General features: G+C 41.4%; 12 protein-coding genes. 1 reads left to right on the forward strand and 11 read right to left on the reverse strand.

Going from position 1 to position 18682, the window contains the following annotated elements:
* Positions 1-43 precede the first annotated feature (43 nt).
* The 4 genes from alr to BLR42_RS04220 are packed head-to-tail and all read right to left on the reverse strand — an operon-like array spanning position 44 to position 4282.
* The gene (alr, locus tag BLR42_RS04205; RefSeq protein ID WP_091866902.1) at positions 44-1249 is read right to left on the reverse strand and encodes an alanine racemase; all 1206 of its coding nucleotides are present in this window, start codon (positions 1247-1249) and stop codon (positions 44-46) included.
* A gap of 45 nt (positions 1250-1294) precedes the next feature.
* Positions 1295-2938 carry an NAD(P)H-hydrate dehydratase gene (locus BLR42_RS04210; RefSeq protein WP_091866904.1) on the reverse strand — a complete coding sequence of 548 codons (1644 nt, stop codon included), beginning with the start codon at positions 2936-2938 and terminating at the stop codon, positions 1295-1297.
* The gene (locus BLR42_RS04215; protein WP_091866906.1) at positions 2916-3599 is read right to left on the reverse strand and encodes a hypothetical protein; all 684 of its coding nucleotides are present in this window, start codon (positions 3597-3599) and stop codon (positions 2916-2918) included. Before BLR42_RS04215 ends, BLR42_RS04210 begins: the two co-directional genes overlap by 23 nt.
* A 32-nt stretch (positions 3600-3631) precedes the next feature.
* A complete protein-coding gene (locus tag BLR42_RS04220) occupies positions 3632-4282 on the reverse strand; it encodes a redox-sensing transcriptional repressor Rex (protein ID WP_022759849.1) in 651 nt (216 codons plus the stop codon).
* Positions 4283-4583: 301 nt separating this feature from the next.
* Between BLR42_RS04220 and BLR42_RS04225 the strand changes: the two genes are divergently transcribed.
* The gene (locus BLR42_RS04225; RefSeq protein ID WP_022759848.1) at positions 4584-4919 is read left to right on the forward strand and encodes a hypothetical protein; all 336 of its coding nucleotides are present in this window, start codon (positions 4584-4586) and stop codon (positions 4917-4919) included.
* Positions 4920-4988: 69 nt separating this feature from the next.
* Here the strand turns inward: BLR42_RS04225 and BLR42_RS04230 are convergent, their stop codons facing one another.
* The 7 genes from BLR42_RS04230 to BLR42_RS04260 all read right to left on the reverse strand — a co-directional run bounded on the left by BLR42_RS04230 (position 4989) and on the right by BLR42_RS04260 (position 18453).
* Positions 4989-6983 carry an ABC-F family ATP-binding cassette domain-containing protein gene (locus BLR42_RS04230; RefSeq protein ID WP_022759847.1) on the reverse strand — a complete coding sequence of 665 codons (1995 nt, stop codon included), beginning with the start codon at positions 6981-6983 and terminating at the stop codon, positions 4989-4991.
* A 2-nt stretch (positions 6984-6985) separates the two neighbouring features.
* Positions 6986-9760, reverse strand: a complete 2775-nt coding sequence (locus BLR42_RS04235; protein ID WP_091866925.1) for an FAD-dependent oxidoreductase — start codon at positions 9758-9760, stop codon at positions 6986-6988.
* 211 nt (positions 9761-9971) lie between these two features.
* Positions 9972-10667, reverse strand: coding sequence for a metallophosphoesterase (locus BLR42_RS04240; protein WP_091866908.1), 696 nt, complete (start codon positions 10665-10667; stop codon positions 9972-9974).
* 7 nt (positions 10668-10674) lie between these two features.
* Positions 10675-11442: a response regulator gene (locus BLR42_RS04245; protein WP_022759844.1), complete on the reverse strand. Its 768-nt coding sequence runs from the start codon at positions 11440-11442 to the stop codon at positions 10675-10677.
* Between the two features lie 18 nt (positions 11443-11460).
* Positions 11461-14385: a response regulator gene (locus BLR42_RS04250; RefSeq protein ID WP_091866910.1), complete on the reverse strand. Its 2925-nt coding sequence runs from the start codon at positions 14383-14385 to the stop codon at positions 11461-11463.
* 147 nt (positions 14386-14532) lie between these two features.
* A complete protein-coding gene (locus BLR42_RS04255; protein ID WP_091866912.1) occupies positions 14533-16752 on the reverse strand; it encodes a glycoside hydrolase family 3 N-terminal domain-containing protein in 2220 nt (739 codons plus the stop codon).
* 114 nt (positions 16753-16866) lie between these two features.
* Positions 16867-18453: a transposase gene (locus BLR42_RS04260; RefSeq protein WP_091866914.1), complete on the reverse strand. Its 1587-nt coding sequence runs from the start codon at positions 18451-18453 to the stop codon at positions 16867-16869.
* Between the last annotated feature and the right edge of the window lie 229 nt (positions 18454-18682).

Consider the following 18682-nt stretch of genomic DNA (forward strand, 5'->3'; position numbering starts at 1 on the left):
TCCGGCACTTCGTGCCACCTTCTCCCTTAGGGAGAAGGCATTTTTATATTTCAAAATCCTTTAGTATTTTTCCGTCTTTGACATAAAGTCTTGGAACGCGATGATTTAAATCGCAGGTAAATTCATAGTTAAATCTTCCGCTGATCTCACCAAGCTCCTCGACAGTTATGCTTGCGGGTTCTCCCTCTCCGAAAGTGCTTTCGGCAGTGCCTATAAGAATAACCTCATCTCCCTCTTTTGCATTGGGAATACCGGATATATCCACCATAAACTGATCCATGCATACTCTTCCGATAATTCTGGCTTTTTCACCATGAATAAGAACATATCCCTTGCCACCTGAAAGGCTTCTGGGATAACCATCACCATAACCTACCGGAATGGTCGCAATTCTCATTCTCCTATCGGACACAAATGTTCCGCCATAGCTCACGGGAGTGTTCTCCGGGATATCCTTTATGTATGATATATGGCTGTATAACGACATTACAGGCTTAATGTCTATCTTATTTCTGCTCACCTCTTCCGAAGGCCACATGCCGTACATGGTTACTCCACACCTGACCATATCCATATGAGCTTCGGGCATATCGATTATGCTTGCACTATTTGAGCAATGCACTATCGGTATCTTGTATCCGTTATATTCTTCAACTTTTGAAACAAAATCACCGAACTCCTTAAGTCTTGTGTGGGCATCGGTAAGATCAGCCTCATCAGCTCTTGCAAAATGGGTAAAAATACCCTCAACTTCTATTCCGTCTGTAGCAAGAGCTGTTTTTACAAAGTTCTCGCCATCAGCATCAGGGCGAATTCCAATCCTGCTCATTCCACAGTCCACTGCAATATGCACATGAAAAACCTCTTTTCCGCCCTGAGCTCGTCTCTTTTTAACGCGCTCTGACAAATGATTCAACATGTCATATCTGAAAACCGCAGGCCTTATATTCTCTCTGAGCATTCTCTCGTATGCATAAGGGAAAGTGTAGCCTAAAACAAGAATAGGCTTACTTACGCCTGCTTCTCTTAATTCAAAGGCTTCCTCTGCAGTTGCTGTTGCAAATCCCCATATATAAACATCATTTTGGAGCATCCTTGCGATCGGAACCGCACCAAATCCATAGCCGTCTGTCTTAACTACAGCCAGCATTTTTGTATTTCTCGGAAGCGAATTATACATACAATCCACATTGTGGGATATCGCATCCAAGTCTACCTTTGCATATACTCTTGAATATTCATCAAGCATTTCTCATATTGCCTCTGATTTCATAATATTTTTTTAACTCAAAGCTTAACAGATCATATTCCCGGAAAAAATATCTCGAAGACTTCCAGAGATATCTCTTGCCGTCATACCCTGCCTTCCGTGCTTTACTGCCGCCATATCTCCTGCTACACCATGCAGATAAGCACCGGCCACAGCAGCTTCAAAGACATCACTGTATCCGGAAAGAACAAGCGCACCCAAAAGACCTGCAAGAACATCACCACTTCCTGCAGTCGCCATTCCATCATTTCCGCTTATATTAATAAAATTTCTTTCTCCGTCGGAAATAACACTTCGTGCGTCCTTACATATAATACTCGCATGAAATTCTTTTGCAAGTCTTGCCGTCTCATCCATGATACAAGTCCTGCAATCATGTATATCCTTACCGCTAAGTCTTGAAAACTCAGCCAGATGAGGCGTCATAATAATATCTGCATTGTATGCGCAAACAAGATCTCTTATATCTTTTTCGGATGATATGATATTAAGTGCATCCGCATCAAGAATAAGAGGGAGCACAGCATTTTGAAGAATAATCTTCATGATTTCTTTTGCAGAATTACCGATTCCTATTCCCGGTCCGCATATTATAGCATCCGCCCATCCGATTGCTGAAATAAGAGCTTCTTTGCTTTTGCTATATTCGATAGTATCAGAAAGATTGAATCCCTCTTCGGTATAAGTATCCGTCATGGCTTCAGGCAGAAGTGTCTGAATAGCTGAGAGATTTGCCTCATCTGTATAAACCTTTATCATGCCGGCGCCGCTTCGAATGCAGCTCTCAGCAGCCATTATGCATGCACCGCTTATTTTTTTACTTCCGGCAACCACAAGAACTTTCCCAAACGAACCTTTATTACCCGCAGGATTTCTTGGCGGCAGCAGCTTAACCGGGATTTCTTTTTTATCAGGGATGTCAACATACTTAAATTTGGGATAATCCTTCAAAAAGCCATCCTCAGTGATACCCACATTCACTATATGTATCTCACCTGCATGAGCAGCTCCAGGATAAAAAACAAGCCCCATTTTCAAAAAGCCAAAGGTCACTGTCTCATCTGCCCTTATTGCATAGCCATGTACCTGACCCGTATCCGAATTAATACCTGTTGGTATGTCAGCTGCTATAACATGTGGGAATTTCCCATCATAATCTTCTCTTGAATAATTGATTTCCCATACCGCGGCTGAATAATCCCCCGTAAGGTCTCTTGAGCAGCCTATCCCCAGCATGGCATCAACTATTACGTCACATTTTTTTATTTGAGAGCCAAGTTTGGACTGATCAAAATCCACGACATTAAGGCCATAGGACAATGCTATTTTCAGCTGTGAGCTACATGCGGAAGTCCTTTTTGTATTTGAAGCCTTATCACTTAGACTGTGATTAACAAGAACAAGCGTGACAGGTATTTTATCCTGAAAAAGAAGTCTGGCCGCTGCAATTCCATCACCGCCGTTATTCCCGCTTCCCGCAAGAATCAGAACCTTACCACCCTCCGGAAGAGCTTTTTTTACATATTTGCATATAGAAAGCGCCGCCCTTTCCATAAGAACATCCTGCGGCACTCCGAACTCGGAGATTGTAGCCGCATCACATCGCTTCATCTCGGCAGCGCTTACAACATAATTTGAATTTTTATCAATTATCGGTAAATTTTTCATCTTCTACTATTATCCCATCGCGTTCAGTCATTCCGGGTCTGATTACAGGGTGTCGTTTTTCAGGATTGTACTTTAGATCAAAGAGATCAATAACTTCAGGTCCGAAAATGTTGTGCATATAGGAATATACATTAAAGTTTTCGAGCTCTTTTTCCTGCATTCGGATAATATTCTTTTTCAGCTGTACCCTTACTTTTGATATCCACTCATCAACAGCATCGATTTCGAGGGTATTATCATGCATTCTTTTATAAAAGATATTCATCGTCTCGATCATGAGCTGATAATCGATCTGATAAATCTCTCTGGGAAGTCCGAGCATATCGTCCTCGCACTCCTCTATCTTATCATTGCACTCCTTGATAAGGCGTGTATGATCATCAATTTCGGCCTCAATCTTCTTCCGCTTCTTTGGATTCTTTCCCGCATCATCTCTTAGGACAACAATCTCACCGAGAAGCTTTTTCTTAAGCCTCTTTATGTCCTTAATTTTTTCCCTTGTCTTTTCCTGTATGTTCACAAGCTTATTAAGCTCAGCCTCAAGCTCCTTTATTTTGGGAGTTTTGGGACTAAGAAGGAAAAGCTGTTGCCATTTTTCGTCCTTGGAAAGAATCGGAATATCCTTTCCGACAAGAGCATCAGAATAGTCGTTATTAGCCATATCGGCATCCTCCAAGCGGTTTAAATCACTTGTTATTTCCTGGAGTTGTGATTATTTTCATATCTATCAATGCTATATGAAAGTTTCATAAGCGAATCTGACAGATGAACATTTTCGACCTGAACATTCTCAGGAAGATCAAGATCAACATGTGCAAAATTCCATATAGCCTTTATGCCGCATTTTACAAGTTTATCGGCCATAGGAACAGCCTGATCCTTAGGTATTGCAAGGACCGCAATCTCTATCTTATTTTCTTTTACAAACTGTTCAATCTCTTCGACAGGTCTGATCTCAATATCACGTATTTTCTTACCATGAAGCTTAGGATTTAAATCAAAAGCTCCTTTAAATATGAATCCTCTGTTGAAGAAATTGTTATAACCGGAAAGAGCCTGTCCAAGATGACCTGCCCCAATAATGATAAGTGTATGCTCCCTGTCAAGACCGAGTATCTTACCTATTTCCTCATATAAGTACTCAACATTATAGCCGTAGCCTTGTTGTCCGAAGCCTCCGAAATTATTAAAATCCTGCCTGATCTGTGAAGCAGTAACCTTCATAATATCGCTGAGTTCCTGAGATGAAACTCTATCTATTCCCTGACTTTTCAGTTCACCTAAGTATCTGAAATAGCGGGGCAATCGGCTAATAACAGCCTGAGATATTTCTTTTCTCGCCATACATCCTCCATGACTGACACCGAAAAAATTATGTTATTTATTACTCTGTAAATTCGGCTAATTTTAATTATACTATCTGTTAAATTTTCGTCAATCTTATAAATTGACTTTACAATAATTTTATTTGTCATTAATACAAATTTGAAAATATGTTTCAACGTAGATAATATCTGATGAAATTAGTTTTCAGAAATATGCATTTTTATCTTTTCTTTAATACCCAGTTTATGAATTGTTTCGAATTGGAAATTATAATAACGATATCTTCGTATGTAGTTTTTTAGAAGTTGGAGATAAAAATATGGGAATGTCAATTGATGGATTAGGTGCTTACAATATGTACCAGGCAAGGCCTATGAATTATACAGTATCCAATCAGGCTCCTGTATCGGATGTGTATGACAAGCATAAGGCTGTTGGTGATATCGCCACTGTTGCTCCTGTAGTTTATCCTAATGCTCAGGAAGTAAAAGTCGGTGAAGTTGCCAGTACCGATGGCAAGGATGAAGCTCTGAAAGTAAGCCAGCAATATAATCAGATAGCTTCAAAATTCGGAAACACAACGGTAGGTTACGGACGTGATATGTCAGGTTATTCCTACAGTCAACCCGGTAGTTCCTTTGATGCTTTTGCATAAGGATTTTAAATGAGAAAAGTAGAAAAAGAAGCTCTTTCAAGTTAGTCCTTGAAAGAGCTTCTTCTTTGATTACTCAGATAAGGTTTCCCATTCATCATAGAGTTCCGAAAGACGTTCTTCGTTTGATGAAAGTTCATCGGATAGCTTTCGAACCTTAGCAAGATCGGTCGCTACATCAGGATCTGAGAGTTCTTCATTTATTTTCTCATTCCTCTCTTCCAACTTAGCTATCTCATCTTCGCATTTTTTTAGAGCAGCTTCCTGCTTACGCTTTCTGGCTGCTTCTTCTTTTTGTGCTTTCCAGTCTGCTGCACCTGAACCGGAATCAGCATCGGAAGTACTGCCTTTTGAAGCAAGCTTGCCAAAACCCGAACCTGAAACAGCATCAGCGGAATCCATCTCGATTCCTCTGCCAAAGGAGGAATTATCTCCTTTTTCAGCAATAGCACGAGCTGTCTGTTCCTCACAATGCTCCATGTAGTAATCATAGTTACCAATATAATTAACCAGTGATCCGTGAGTAAGGTCAAGTATTCTGGTCGCTGTTTTGTTTATAAAATATCTGTCATGGCTGACATATAAAACAGTTCCTTCATATCCGCAAAGAGCATCCTCAAGAATTTCCTTGCTAGTAATATCAAGGTGGTTCGTAGGCTCATCGAGAATCAGGAAATTAGCTTCTGAAAGCATAAGCTTTGCAAGTGAAACCCTTCCCTTCTCTCCGCCGGAAAGATCTCCGATGCGTTTAAACACATCATCACCGGTAAAAAGAAACGCTGCAAGAGTGTTCCTGATCTCAGTATTATTCATTGACGGATATGCATCGGATAACTCTTCAAAAAGAGTCTTTTCATTGTGAAGAACCTGATGTTCCTGATCGTAATAACCGACATGAACCTTTACTCCGAGAATGATTTCTCCTTCATCAAGAGTCTCCATGCCATTAATGATTTTAAGCATTGTTGTCTTACCGGTTCCGTTATCGCCGATAATTGCAACACGCTCACCCCTCTTAATATCAAAAGAAATATCCTTAAAGAGCTGCTCATTTCCAAAGGATTTGGCAATACTCTCAACATGCATTACGTCATTACCGCTCACGCAGTTAGGTGTAAGGGTTATACGCATATCATCCCTTACCTCCGTGGGCTTCTCAAGACGTTCTATCTTATCGAGCATCTTCTCTCTGCTCTCGGCACGTTTGATACTCTTTTCACGGTTAAACTGTTTAAGCTTATCTATAACTTCTTCCTGATGCTTAATTTCTGCCTGCTGATTCAGATATGCCTTCAGCTTGGCAGCTCTGATCTGCTCGCGTTTTTTGGCATATGCAGTATAGTTTCCAATATAAACATCAGCATTTGTCTGATCTATTTCGATCACCTTTTGGGCGATACGATCCAGAAAGTATCTGTCATGGGATACAATAAGCACTGCACCCTTATAATTCATAAGATAACCCTCAAGCCACCTTATGGAGTTCATATCGAGATGGTTTGTAGGCTCATCGAGAATTATAAGATCCGGGCTCTGCAAAAGAAGCTTACCCAAAGCCACTCTGGTCTTCTGGCCTCCGGAAAGCGTCGATATTTTCTTATCGAATTCATCCTCAGAAAATCCGAGACCTTTTGCTACACCAATGACCTCACTCTCCCAGGCATAACCGTTTTTAAGCTGGAATTCGTGGTTCATCTGAGCATAGCGTTCCATGAGCCGATCGAGTTCTTCGCCGCGAAGAATATCCATCTGAGCTTCCGCCGCTCGTATCTCAGTCTCCAGATCAATAACATCCCTTTTCATCTCGCGAAGTTCTTCATAGATGCTGTGAGCGCTATCTATATTCTGATTCTGAGCAAGATATCCAAAAGTCGTGTCTCTTGAGAACGTAACCGATCCGGTATCGGGAGTAAGCTCACCAATAATCATTCTGATGAGCGTCGTCTTCCCTGCACCGTTTATTCCTACTATCGCAGCCTTCTCGTTATCCTCAATATGAAAAGATACTCCCTTCAAAACATCCTTACCATCGAAGGATTTTGAAAGATCATGACAGTTTAGTACCAAAATTATTTGTTACCTTTCACCTTGTTAATTACTATTTTGGCCGCACGCTTCGCAGCATACGGTCCGACCATTTTGAGCTTATCCTCTGATCTTACCATAGTACTTGCTTCAGGTATATCCCTGCTAAGATGAATTGCATCAAATTCGCATTTTGTTGTGCACAGACCGCAACCGATACATTTGTTTTCATCAACAGTAGTTGCACCGCATCCAAGGCATCTGTTTGCCTCTTTCTTTACCTGCTCCTCTGTGAGGGTAAGGCGAAGATCGTCAAAGGTATCCTTTGCAATTCCGGCTTTTTTACCAGGAATCTGACGCGGAGCGTTGTCAAAGCTCTCAACAAGTATATCATCCTTATCAAGTTCTATAAACTCTCTTCTGTCTCTTGCAAGATCAAGTCTGTTTCCGGGATGTACAAAACGATTCATTGAAACGCATGCTTCTCTACCGCCTGCGATAGCATCAATTGCAAATCTGGGTCCTGTAAATACATCTCCTCCTGCAAAAATATCAGGTTCTGCAGTCTGAAGTGTAAGTGAATCAGCAATAACTCCACCGTTAGGACGAAGTTCAACCTTGGTTCCCTTAAGAAGGTCGCCCCATACAATTGACTGTCCAATGGACTGAAGAACGTTCTCACATTTAATAGTGATGGTCTCGTTCTCATCGTACTTAGGATTGAATCTTCCGTCAGGGCCCTTTACAGAAGTACATTTCTTGAATACTATGCCTGTAACCTTACCGTTTTCTGTAAGAATTTCCTTAGGTCCCCATCCGTTTAATACTTCAATGCCTTCTTCTTTAGCTTCCTCAACTTCATCCTTTGCGGCAGGCATTTCTTTTTCACTCTCAAGGCAGAGCATTGTCACCTTTGTAGCGCCTGCTCTTACTGCAGTTCTTGCAACGTCGATTGCTACGTTACCACCGCCGACAACAACTGTGTCGCCATTTAATCTTACGCTGTGATCGAGGTTAACCTTTCTGAGGAAATCAACACCTGTCTGAACACCCTCAGCATCCTCACCGGGAACACCTGCAAGTCTTCCGCCCTGGCATCCGATTGCAAGAAAAAATGCCTTATACCCCTGTTTCCTGAGTTCCTCGATAGTAACATCCTTACCTACTTCAACGCCGCACTTGAACTCTACGCCCATCTGCTTCATAACGTCAATCTCGGCCTCGATGATATCTTTTTCAAGACGATAGCTGGGAATACCGTTCATAAGCATTCCACCGGGTCTCTTTTCCTTCTCGAATACTGTTACCGGATAACCGTCTCTTCTGAGGAAATATGCTGCGGAAAGTCCTGCGGGGCCTCCACCGATAATAGCCATCTTGTAGTCGTCTGACCACATTCCGCCGTCGTGCTTTTCGCAAAGCGGAACATATCTTGATTCCTTCTTAAGATCAAGAGAAGCTATGAACTTCTTGATTTCATCGATTGCCAGAGGCTGATCAATAGTACCTCTTGTACAAGCATCTTCACAGCGTCTGTTACATACAGCGCCGCAGATCATCGGAAGCGGATTATCCTGCTTTATAAGCTTAAGGGCATCCTCATATCTTCCTTCTGCAGCCATCTTGATATATCCCTGAACGGAAAGATGTACGGGGCATGCTGTCTTACAGGGAGCTGTACCTGTTTCATAGCAGTTAACTTTATTGTCATCACGATAATTGTAATTCCACTTTTCAGGTCCCCACTTCTTGGAATTAGGAAGTTCCTGTTTGGGATAAGTAACCTGTGAACCATCCTTTTTGCAAAGCTTCTGACCGAGCTTAGCTGCACCTGCAGGACATACCTCAACACATTTTCCGCAGGCAACGCACTTATCCTTCTCGACATGTGCGCGGTATGCAGATGCAGAAAGGTTAGGTGTGTTGTAAAGCTGTGATGTACGAAGTGCATTACATACACCGGGAGCACAGTTACAGATAGCAACTATTTTTCCTTCTCCATCGATATTTGTAATCTGGTGAACATATCCGTGGCGTTCTGCACGCTCAAGAATCTCGTAAACTTTTTCCTTGCTTACATAATGGCCAATTCCACGGCTTTCCATATACTCAGCCATATCGCCCATTCCGATACAGTAGTCACCGCGAATCTCACCGCTTCCCTCTCCGCGCATTGTCTGCTGTTTTCTGCAGGAACACTCGGAGATACCGTATTTATCATACATATCAATCCATCTTGAAAGATGCTCAACAGGGACTGATGTATTCTCAATGCTGATAGCTTTCTCAACAGGAATAACGTGCATACCTACACCTGCTCCTCCGGGAGGAACCATCTGAGTAATGCCGCCAAGCGGAAGCTGTGTCATAAGATTAAAGAATGTTGCAAGCTGCGGGAATTCATCCGTAAGCTTATCCTGCATCATCATGAACTCGGCAGAACCGGGTACGAAAATCGGAAGCTCATACTGCTTGTGCTTATCTGCAGTTTTTGCGCGATTCATCTCAACAATACCGATCCATACGAGACGATCTATCATCTTTTGAGCATCTTCGACGCTCATGTTGTTCATTGAGGCAAGTTCCTCAATACTGTAAGGCACACGAGTCTTCTTAAAATTGATAAGGAACTTAACCTGCTCTTTATTAAGAATAAGGTCAAGCATCCAATACTCGGGGTCTCTGTTGTTAAGCTTTCCCAAAAGCTTCTTCGCATAGCGATCGGTAATCATGGATGCGAGCTTTAAAACAAGCTGCTCCTTCTCGGGATCTTCTGCCACATAATTTGGATCCTGCCAATAATCATTCTCATTGATCATCGGGTCGCCGATCTTCCAGTCTTTAATACTGTTACCCATAAGAAATAACCTACTTTCTAAAAAATTGCATAATTATAGCGCACGATGCGGCATCACATTTCTCTCCTGTCTCATCAATGCGCAAACTCCTACTACATGTAACATAATATCATATATCCACGATTTAAGATACCTATTTTTTCGCATAAAATGAGCCTTTGGAAACTCTTTGTTAAAGAATTTTCAAAGGCTTGAAATCTAGATAGTCTCCGGAAACGAGACTATATTTTATACCGTCAATTTTTCCCAAAAGACTGTCATGAAATCTCTCTTTTCCATGACAATGAGCATAAATCACCTGCTCTGCTCCGTAGGCCTTCGCCATAAAAGTAAATCTGCTTGTTCTTTCATCAATTGAAGTTGGCGGATAGTGCAGGAACATTATAAACTTCTCAAAACCGTCTGCCCTGGCCGCTTCAAATGATATCTTTAATCTTTTTGCCTCACGTTCAATCAGCATATCGGCGTGCTGCCTTGTATCGAATCCTTCATAACAATATCCCTTGGTTCCTACCAATGCGTAGTCCCCATAGGGATAGTAGTTATTCTGCAAAAACAAAAGCTTGCCCTTAAACATATCATTAAGGCGCTGGGTTTTCTTTGCATTCCAGAAATTATCATGATTCCCGCGAATAAGTATTTTTCTTCCGGGGAGTTTTTCTATAAACTCAAAATCCTTTTCACAGTTCTCAAGTCCCTTGCCCCAGGTATGGTCCCCCACCAGCACAAGCGTATCATCGTCAGTGATCAGCTTGTTGCAATTCTTTTCTATCTTCTTTTCATGGTTCTTCCACACCTTCCCGAAAATATCCATATTCTTGTCGGACTGAAAGGAAAGGTGCAGATCACCAAGTGCATAAAGCGACATAAAAACCTCACTTATAATTCTTTATTTTCTGCTTTTCGAAAAACTCATCGATATTGGCGATAAGATCAGCCGGAGGCATGGTTTTAAGCAGATATTTCTCAGGTTTAAGTGAAATGACCTGAGCTACGCTCTCCTTATCATTTTTAACGGTAAGGAACATAACAGGTATATCACTTGTTCCTGACTCGCTCCGAAGCATCTCAAGAACCTTGGGCCCTGTAATAACGGGCATCTCATAATCAAGCAGAATCAGGTCAACCTTGTTCTTAGCAAGGAAAGTGATGGCATTCATTCCGGAATTCACCATGAAGACCTGATACTTTTCCGACAGCCAGCTCTTAATTGTCCTCAGCATTGTGCCGTCATCATCAACAACAAGAATCTTCTTTTTCTGCAGGCGCACTTCCTCATTCTGGACAACAGCAGTCATTTTACTTCCGAGCTCTTTTACATTGACCGGTCTCTCAAAAACCGCAGCGATTCTGTCCTGTGAGATTTTTGAATATATCTTTTCAAGTTCATCACTGGATCCTATCACACTTATGGAGATATCATCTTCAACTGATTTATCCTTCAGATACACAAAAAGCTCCAGCATCTCATCAATGTCATCAACATAAATAAGATATACAGACGGTTTATCTTCCATTCTTTCAATCTGAGTTACATCTGCATCCGCGCGAATTACCTCAAAGTCTTCCGCCTTAAGTTCCTTTTCAATCGAAGTTACCATAAAGCTCTTCTTACCACCCACAAGCAGTACTCGTTTATCCATAAAAACCCCTCTCATATTTTAAAGAAGTTCAAGAAGTGCATCTCTATCAACAGCAGCCATCAATTCCACAATTTTATTATATTTATCTTTATAGTCATCCGGAATACTGTAATCGGACAGCATCTTCATTATTCCATCAGCCGTGTCAAAATCGTAGGCTTCCAATAATTCTTTCATATCTGAAAAAGCGCCTTCAAGTTCATCTACCGGTATTTCAGGAAGGTCAGTTTCTTCGCTCTTTTCAATTGCGGGCTGAAGTTTATCCTTATAGCTTCTGTAAAGAGCTAGAAGCTCAGGAGTCTTTTCCTTTATCTCTTCAGTACTCTCATCATTACCGCATTTTTCAAGATATGCGGCATCTTCAGAAAGCTTCATCGCACCAAGCAGCCTGGCTGAACTTTTCAGTGCATGAACAGCAACCGTATAATTTCTGTAATCATTATCTGCTGCAAATCGTTCAATATTATCAGCCTTCGAATCTATGGACACATGGAATTCCTCTATAACATTTTGAAGAATATCAAGGCTTCCGCAGTTTTTTAATGCCTCCTCGTAGTCTATACCTTCTATGGTTTTATAAAGCTTTTGTCTCTCATCGTTCTCATCTTTATCATAGACGTCTTCTGATTCTTCCTCAAGTATCAGCTTTTCGGGCGGCAAATATGTCTTTAGCATGTCTTCCAGAAGTTCACCGTCAATCGGTTTTGAGAGATAATCATCAAAACCGGCTGCCATATATTCCTCTCTGGCACCTGCACCTGCATTTGCTGTAAGTGCGATGCACGGAGTATCAGTGCACAGATTACCCTCCAGCTTCTTCATTGCAGCAAGTGTCTCAAGACCATCCATCTCAGGCATTCTATGATCTATGAAAATCGCATCATATTTCTTTTTCTTTACCTTTTCAAGAGTCTCCATTCCACTTTCAGCAGTATCAACCTGTATCAGCGTCGTCTTTAGAAGCCCCTTAACAACCGTAAGATTCATCGGAGTATCATCAACCACGAGAATTTCTGCCTCAGGAGCTTTGAATTTCTCATGATATTTTTCCAGTGTTTTTAGATATTCCTTGTACTTTTCCTTGAAGTCTCCCAGTTCTTCCCAGGATACAACCTGCTGTCGCACTTCAAATGAAAAATCAGAACCCTCACCGTATACACTCTTTACTTCAAGTCTCGTATCCATGAGTGCAAGCAGCTTCTTAACTATGCTCATTCCAAGGCCGGTACCCTCTATTGAACGGTTCCGGATTTCCTCAATTCTTTCAAAGGGTGAATATAGCTTATTTATATCCTCTTCCTTTATTCCTATACCGGTATCAACCACCTGAAATCTAAGCATAATGTTCTTATCATCTACTTTTCTGTAGCTGATATTGAGTGCAACATTTCCTTCTTCGGTGTACTTTACAGCATTTGAAAGTACATTGGTTACGCACTGCTTTATTCTGATTTCATCTCCGATAAGAACAGTAGGCAGCGTCTCATCTATATTAAGTTCGAGTTTAAGCCCCTTTTCTTCGGCTTTTACAGCCACCATATTTATGAGGTCGTTTATTGTTGATCCCAAATGATACTGCACCGGAAGAATATCCATTTTACCTGCTTCAATCTTTGAGAAGTCCAGTATGTCGTTTATTATTCCAAGAAGAGAATTTCCGGCGCTTTTTACATTATTTGCATACTCAAGAATTCTGTCGTTATCCGACTCCCTGAGTATCATCTCATTCATTCCGAGGACTGCATTTATGGGAGTCCTTATTTCATGAGACATATTTGATAAAAAGGACGACTTTGCTTCACTTGCCTTTTGCGCAACCTCGAGCTCCTTTTCAAGCTCCTGTTTCGCTTTTAATCGTCCTATATAGTCCTCTATGGAATGAACCGTGGTTTGCATGGATTCATGAAGAACCTGTATCTCATCACCTGTTTTTATTGTAAGATTGTCAACCTTTTTTCCTACCTCAAGCTTCGTATCGTCATCAGCATTGGCGTAGTCATACATAAAATCAGACATACGTCCGATAGGGCCGCCTATGACCATCTTCGTGTAAAAATTTGCTATTGCAGCAAGCGGCACACCCACGCACATCATGAGTAGTATCATCTTTATATCAAAGCCAAGAGCTGCATCATCAAATTTGAAATCAAGGTCTTTAATTTCCTGAACCATATCTTCGGTATTTTCTATATGGACCGGTTCACGTCTCTCAATACCTCCCACAAACATATTTTTCAGGTCCGGGAAAAGAATCATCATATAAACAGCAACAGCTATACCAAGAATTAGTTCAAGCGCGATGATAATAGCAGTAATTTTAACACTTACTTTGGTCTTTCTGACGTTCTTCTGTAGCTCCTTGTTTTCTTCATACGCCTTAGTATAAGCAATCCCAATTGGGAAAAATTTTTTTATAAAATCGGGTGCCTTTGACAGAATGATATATACAACAAGTACTGAGAATATTACAGAATACACATCCCTGCAAATATAGTCGATAAAATGAGAGATATTGGAAAGATCATATCTTCCGACCTGTACCACTGACAGGCAGGCATATTCAATAAGTGTAGTAATAAGAAGTGTCGCAATGCAGGCAATAGCAGTCTTTTTAATATTTTTAAAAAACATATATTGTGCAAAAATGGAAATGCATAGCGTTGCAACAAGATAAATCGACATATTGTAAGCTGTTGTAAGCGCTGAAGCGATAGAGACAACGAAAGCTATCATAAACGAAATCATGCCAAAGAAATAACCGAACAGACCACCGACAAGAAAAAACGGCAACAGATAAAATGTAAACAAGACCTTATCGTCATGTACATACATAAACTTATCGCCATACAGGGAAGTATAAACACATAATGACGTAAGGATTATCCATATAAGAACAGAAACGCATTTATATACAGCACTTATTTTTTTTACTTTATTATCCATAGAGACCTCGCTTATTTCCTAAGCCTGTTAACGTTTCTATAAATAATAATAACGCAGTGCAAACAATGAAGTCCACACTGCGAATTATTAAAAAAGCGTAAATAAATTATCGTTCTTAAAGTTTAAAATCAAATTAAAAAGAAACTTTTAAATCAATTCAAAGTCTTCAGAATTATCAGTAGTTGAGTCAAATCCAACGAACACCTTGAAGTCCCCGGGCTCACTGTCATTTTTATTCTCGATTGTCCAAAACCTCAGCATATCTTCAGATATATCAAAACTGATTTCTTTGGATTCTCCGGGTAATAATGAAACCTTCTTAAAGCCTTTAAGTTCCTTAATCGGTCGAACTCTGCTCCCTACCATATCACGTATATAGAGCTGAACTGTCTCTGTTGCCTCATGGAAGCCTGTATTCCTTACAGTCACCGTTGCTCTTATAAAGTCATCCTCATCCGCTTTATTCAATGTATTCTTATTCAGAATGACATCGGATATTTTAAACTGCGAATAGGTAAGTCCGAATCCAAATGGATACCTGGCCTCATTTGGACAATCAAGGTATCTTGTAGTGAAAATTGTAGGTCCTTCGGAAGGCTTAGGCCTTCCGGTTGAAAAAGCATTGTAATTTAAAGGCGCCTGCGCCGCACTATAAGGGAAGCTCATGGAAAGTTTGCCGGATGGTGAATAGTTGCCGCCAAGTACATCCATAATTCCATGGCCACCTTCGGTTCCTGGTCTGAAGCATATCATAAGAGCATCAGATTTCTCCGGAATATTTTCAAGCTCAAGTGGTCTTCCGCAAAAGATAAGAGTAATGATATGTTTTTCATTTCTAAACTTCTTGCAGATTTTATCAAACAGTTTCTTTTGAGCTCTGGGAATTCTTAGATCCGTTTTACTTGTGGACTCTCCTGACTGACCAATATGTTCTCCGAGACAGAACACTATCTCGTCAGCCCACTCTGCTACTTCCATGGCTTTCTTAAACAGCTTTTTGTTTTTCTCTTTTTCTTTTTCATCCGAAAAAGTTCCGTTCATGAACTCATCGCCGTTTGATGCTATAAGACATCCTTTTGCGACTTTAATTTTGGTATCTGTATCATCGTACAGCTCTTTTGCCGCCTTTTTTACAGATACAGCATCCTTAGAAAAACAGGATATAGCCCAGGAGCTGTGAAGATTTTTCTCATCTGAATAAGGGCCTATAAATGCTATTTTCTTTTCAACCAGAGGAAGTGCATTATAGTCGTTCTTTAAAAGAACAAGCGACTTTCTGACAGCATCTCTTGCTTTCTCACGATTTTTATCAGAAAGACATTCTTCTTGTTCTCTTGTTGCAGAAGCGCCTCTGAACGGGTCCTCAAAAAGACCCAGATCATTTTTCAAAGTAAGAACCCTCATAACAGCTTCATCCAGAAGATCCTTGGAAATTTTTCCTTCATCCAACAGCTCTTCAAGATTTCTTCCGTAGCTTTCCGTGCACATATCAATATCGACACCCGCCTTCATGGCAAGCTCAGCTGCTTCCTTTAGATCCTTTGCAAAGCCCCAGGTCGCCATCTCAGCAACAGCTGCCCAGTCAGAAATAAGAACTCCGTCAAACTCCATCTCATTTCTGAGTATGTCTCTCATAAGCCATGTATTTCCTGAGGAAGGGATACCATTGAGCGTATTAAAGCTGGTCATCACAAGTCTTGCACCTTTTTTTATTCCTTCAGCGTATGCAGGTAAATACTGATCTCTGAGCATGGATTCAGACAGCTCAACACTGTTATAATCTCTCCCCGATGTAGCAGCACCATAGGCAGCAAAGTGCTTCACGCAGGCTGCAATATGATTTATATCTTTTAAGTCTTTTCCCTGGTAGCCTTCTACCATTGCAGAGACCATCTTACAATTGAGATAAGGATCCTCACCGGTTGACTCAAGAACTCTTCCCCATCTTGCATCCCTTACAAGATCCCCCATGGGAGAAAATGTCACATGTACGCCTTCTGCGGCAGCTTCTCTTGCCTGAACCTCAGCTCCCGTTTTGGCAATCTCAGGATCAAACGTAGCACCTTGTCCGAGCGGGCAGGGAAATACAGTTTTGTGACCATGAATAACATCCAACATAAACAAAAGCGGAATGTGGTGCGGATGCTTATCCATATACTTATTCTGAATTTCTATGATCTTCTCCGCACCCCAAATACCAAGAGTACTTCCAACAAGACTCTTTTCTTCCTCGCTTGCACCTTCATCACTAAGGCCTGTTACTGCAGCATTTTCCTCAAAGGCCTGTCCCGGAAGCTGAACCAGCTGCAACACCTTTTCTTTAAGTGACATATCATCAAGGAGCTTCTTTAAATCTTCGTTTTTCATGTGTAATCCCCTTTTTATACAAAAAATTTACGCTGATGTACTTCTTATTACATACATCAGCGTAATTAATTCTAATATATTTTCAATTAAATAAAAGATTCCCAATCTGCCGGACTATAGATTTCCGGCAGAAGGGTTAGCGTCCTTTCTTGGACGACCACGTGGCCGCTTGGGTTTTATTTCAATCTGATTCTTTGGCTTCGGCTTTCGCCCGCGTTTCTTAGGCTCAGGCTTTGGAGCCGGCTTTGAAAGCCCAAGAGCTTCGAGCTCTTCCGTTGCGGTTTGTATTGTGTGTACCCAAAAACCGTCATCGGATGATGGCTCTGCTGGTGCATCTGCCCTACGCCATGCTGATGAAAGATCATCCATAAGTTCACCATAGGACATCTGTTTCAGAAGTCCAGCATTTTCGGCTTTGCGGATAATTCTGCAGGTTGCAACAGTTGAGATAAAGTTTACAAACTCGCTGCCTATTACAGCAAAGTCACCCTGCTCACCAGTATGGTCAAGGCACTCATCACTCTTATAGCGTTTAAAGACCATCTCCAGAAGCCAGCGGTCCTGATAACACTTGTATGCTACTTCAGGAGCAAGGTCCTGATCTGATTCGAGAACCATTACGCCGAACGTATTCCTTTTATCAGAGTACTTCTCAGGAGAAAAAGTGTTCTTACGCTTGGCGTTTGCAAGGTAAGTTGTTTCTTCCTTTGCAGCCTTCTTTGCATCTTTGAATGCGTAAAGGTAACGACCACCTTTAATTCTGGCTTTTTTATAAACCACATGGGCATCTATGCCCACAAGTACACCATCAAACGATAGCATGTCATTATCAGAAATGCGTTTGTCGTTTCGCTTGATAGGTGTAAGGAAATGAAGATCAGGTCTTTCCGAAAGCTCTTCTTTAATCTTGCTCGGAGGAAAGCCCTTATCTGCGACAATGATTCCTCTTCTAAGATCATTATCGCGTATAAATGCAGGATATGACTTTGAATCTATACTGTTGCCAGGGAATATCTCGGCACATATGGGTTCCATCAGTTCAATGTCGTAAGCATAGAGAACGGAGACCTCGCTGCATCCTCGTACTCTCGCTTTGTAGGAGTATGCCGACAGGTCATTGACTATGCTTGTGTCCTGCTTTAAGGTGCCATCAATTGCTACGTGATGGTCAGCAGATGTAGCTTTCATGCGTAGCTGATAAAACATACTGCGCCGCGCTCCGTCCATACCAATCTTGTTAAACAGCTTACTGACAGAGTTTTTCGATATGGCTGCACCAGGATAGTCCTTACAGACAAAACAACGGTTGTAGTGTTGCGAAAGCCTGCTGTCAGTGACCTGAGGCTTAATGACCCTGAGCGAAGCGATTGCCATAATCGCATAGACATCAGAAGGGTCGTAAACTGCCAGCAGATCTTTTTCAATGTCCCGGGTCACTGAGTGAACAAGGGCAGAGGTTCCATAGGACAGCATATCAGGAACCACCGGAACAGATGAAGCAGTTGCTGTAACAGGGACATACTCGTGATTGATGATATGTCCGACAACCTTGCCGTTGCGCGGCTGAGGATTTCCACCTGCAACATATTTCGTGGATGCCCTTTCTCGAACAGCGTATCTTTTAGGGCCGTCACGTCCGCTGTCATCTACGATGGTATTTACTGGTCTGGGAACTGCACGGATATCTGCTGGAACTGGCATAAGAAAGCCTCCTTTTATATAGTCCTATTATACCATATCAGGACTATATATTCAAGCTTTCTCTGTCCCATTTTACAAAAATCTGATGTCAAAGTGCAGTAAAAATCAAGGAAAATGATGCGGTTTACCAAGGATTTTTGCCTTTGGTGCACTCATTTTCTGACAAATGAAGTAACAAACCGCGGATTTATGGGCTTAACCTATAGTCCGGCGATTTGGGAAAGTTTTA

Source organism: Butyrivibrio sp. INlla16, assembly GCF_900104155.1.
Lineage (GTDB): Bacteria > Bacillota > Clostridia > Lachnospirales > Lachnospiraceae > Butyrivibrio.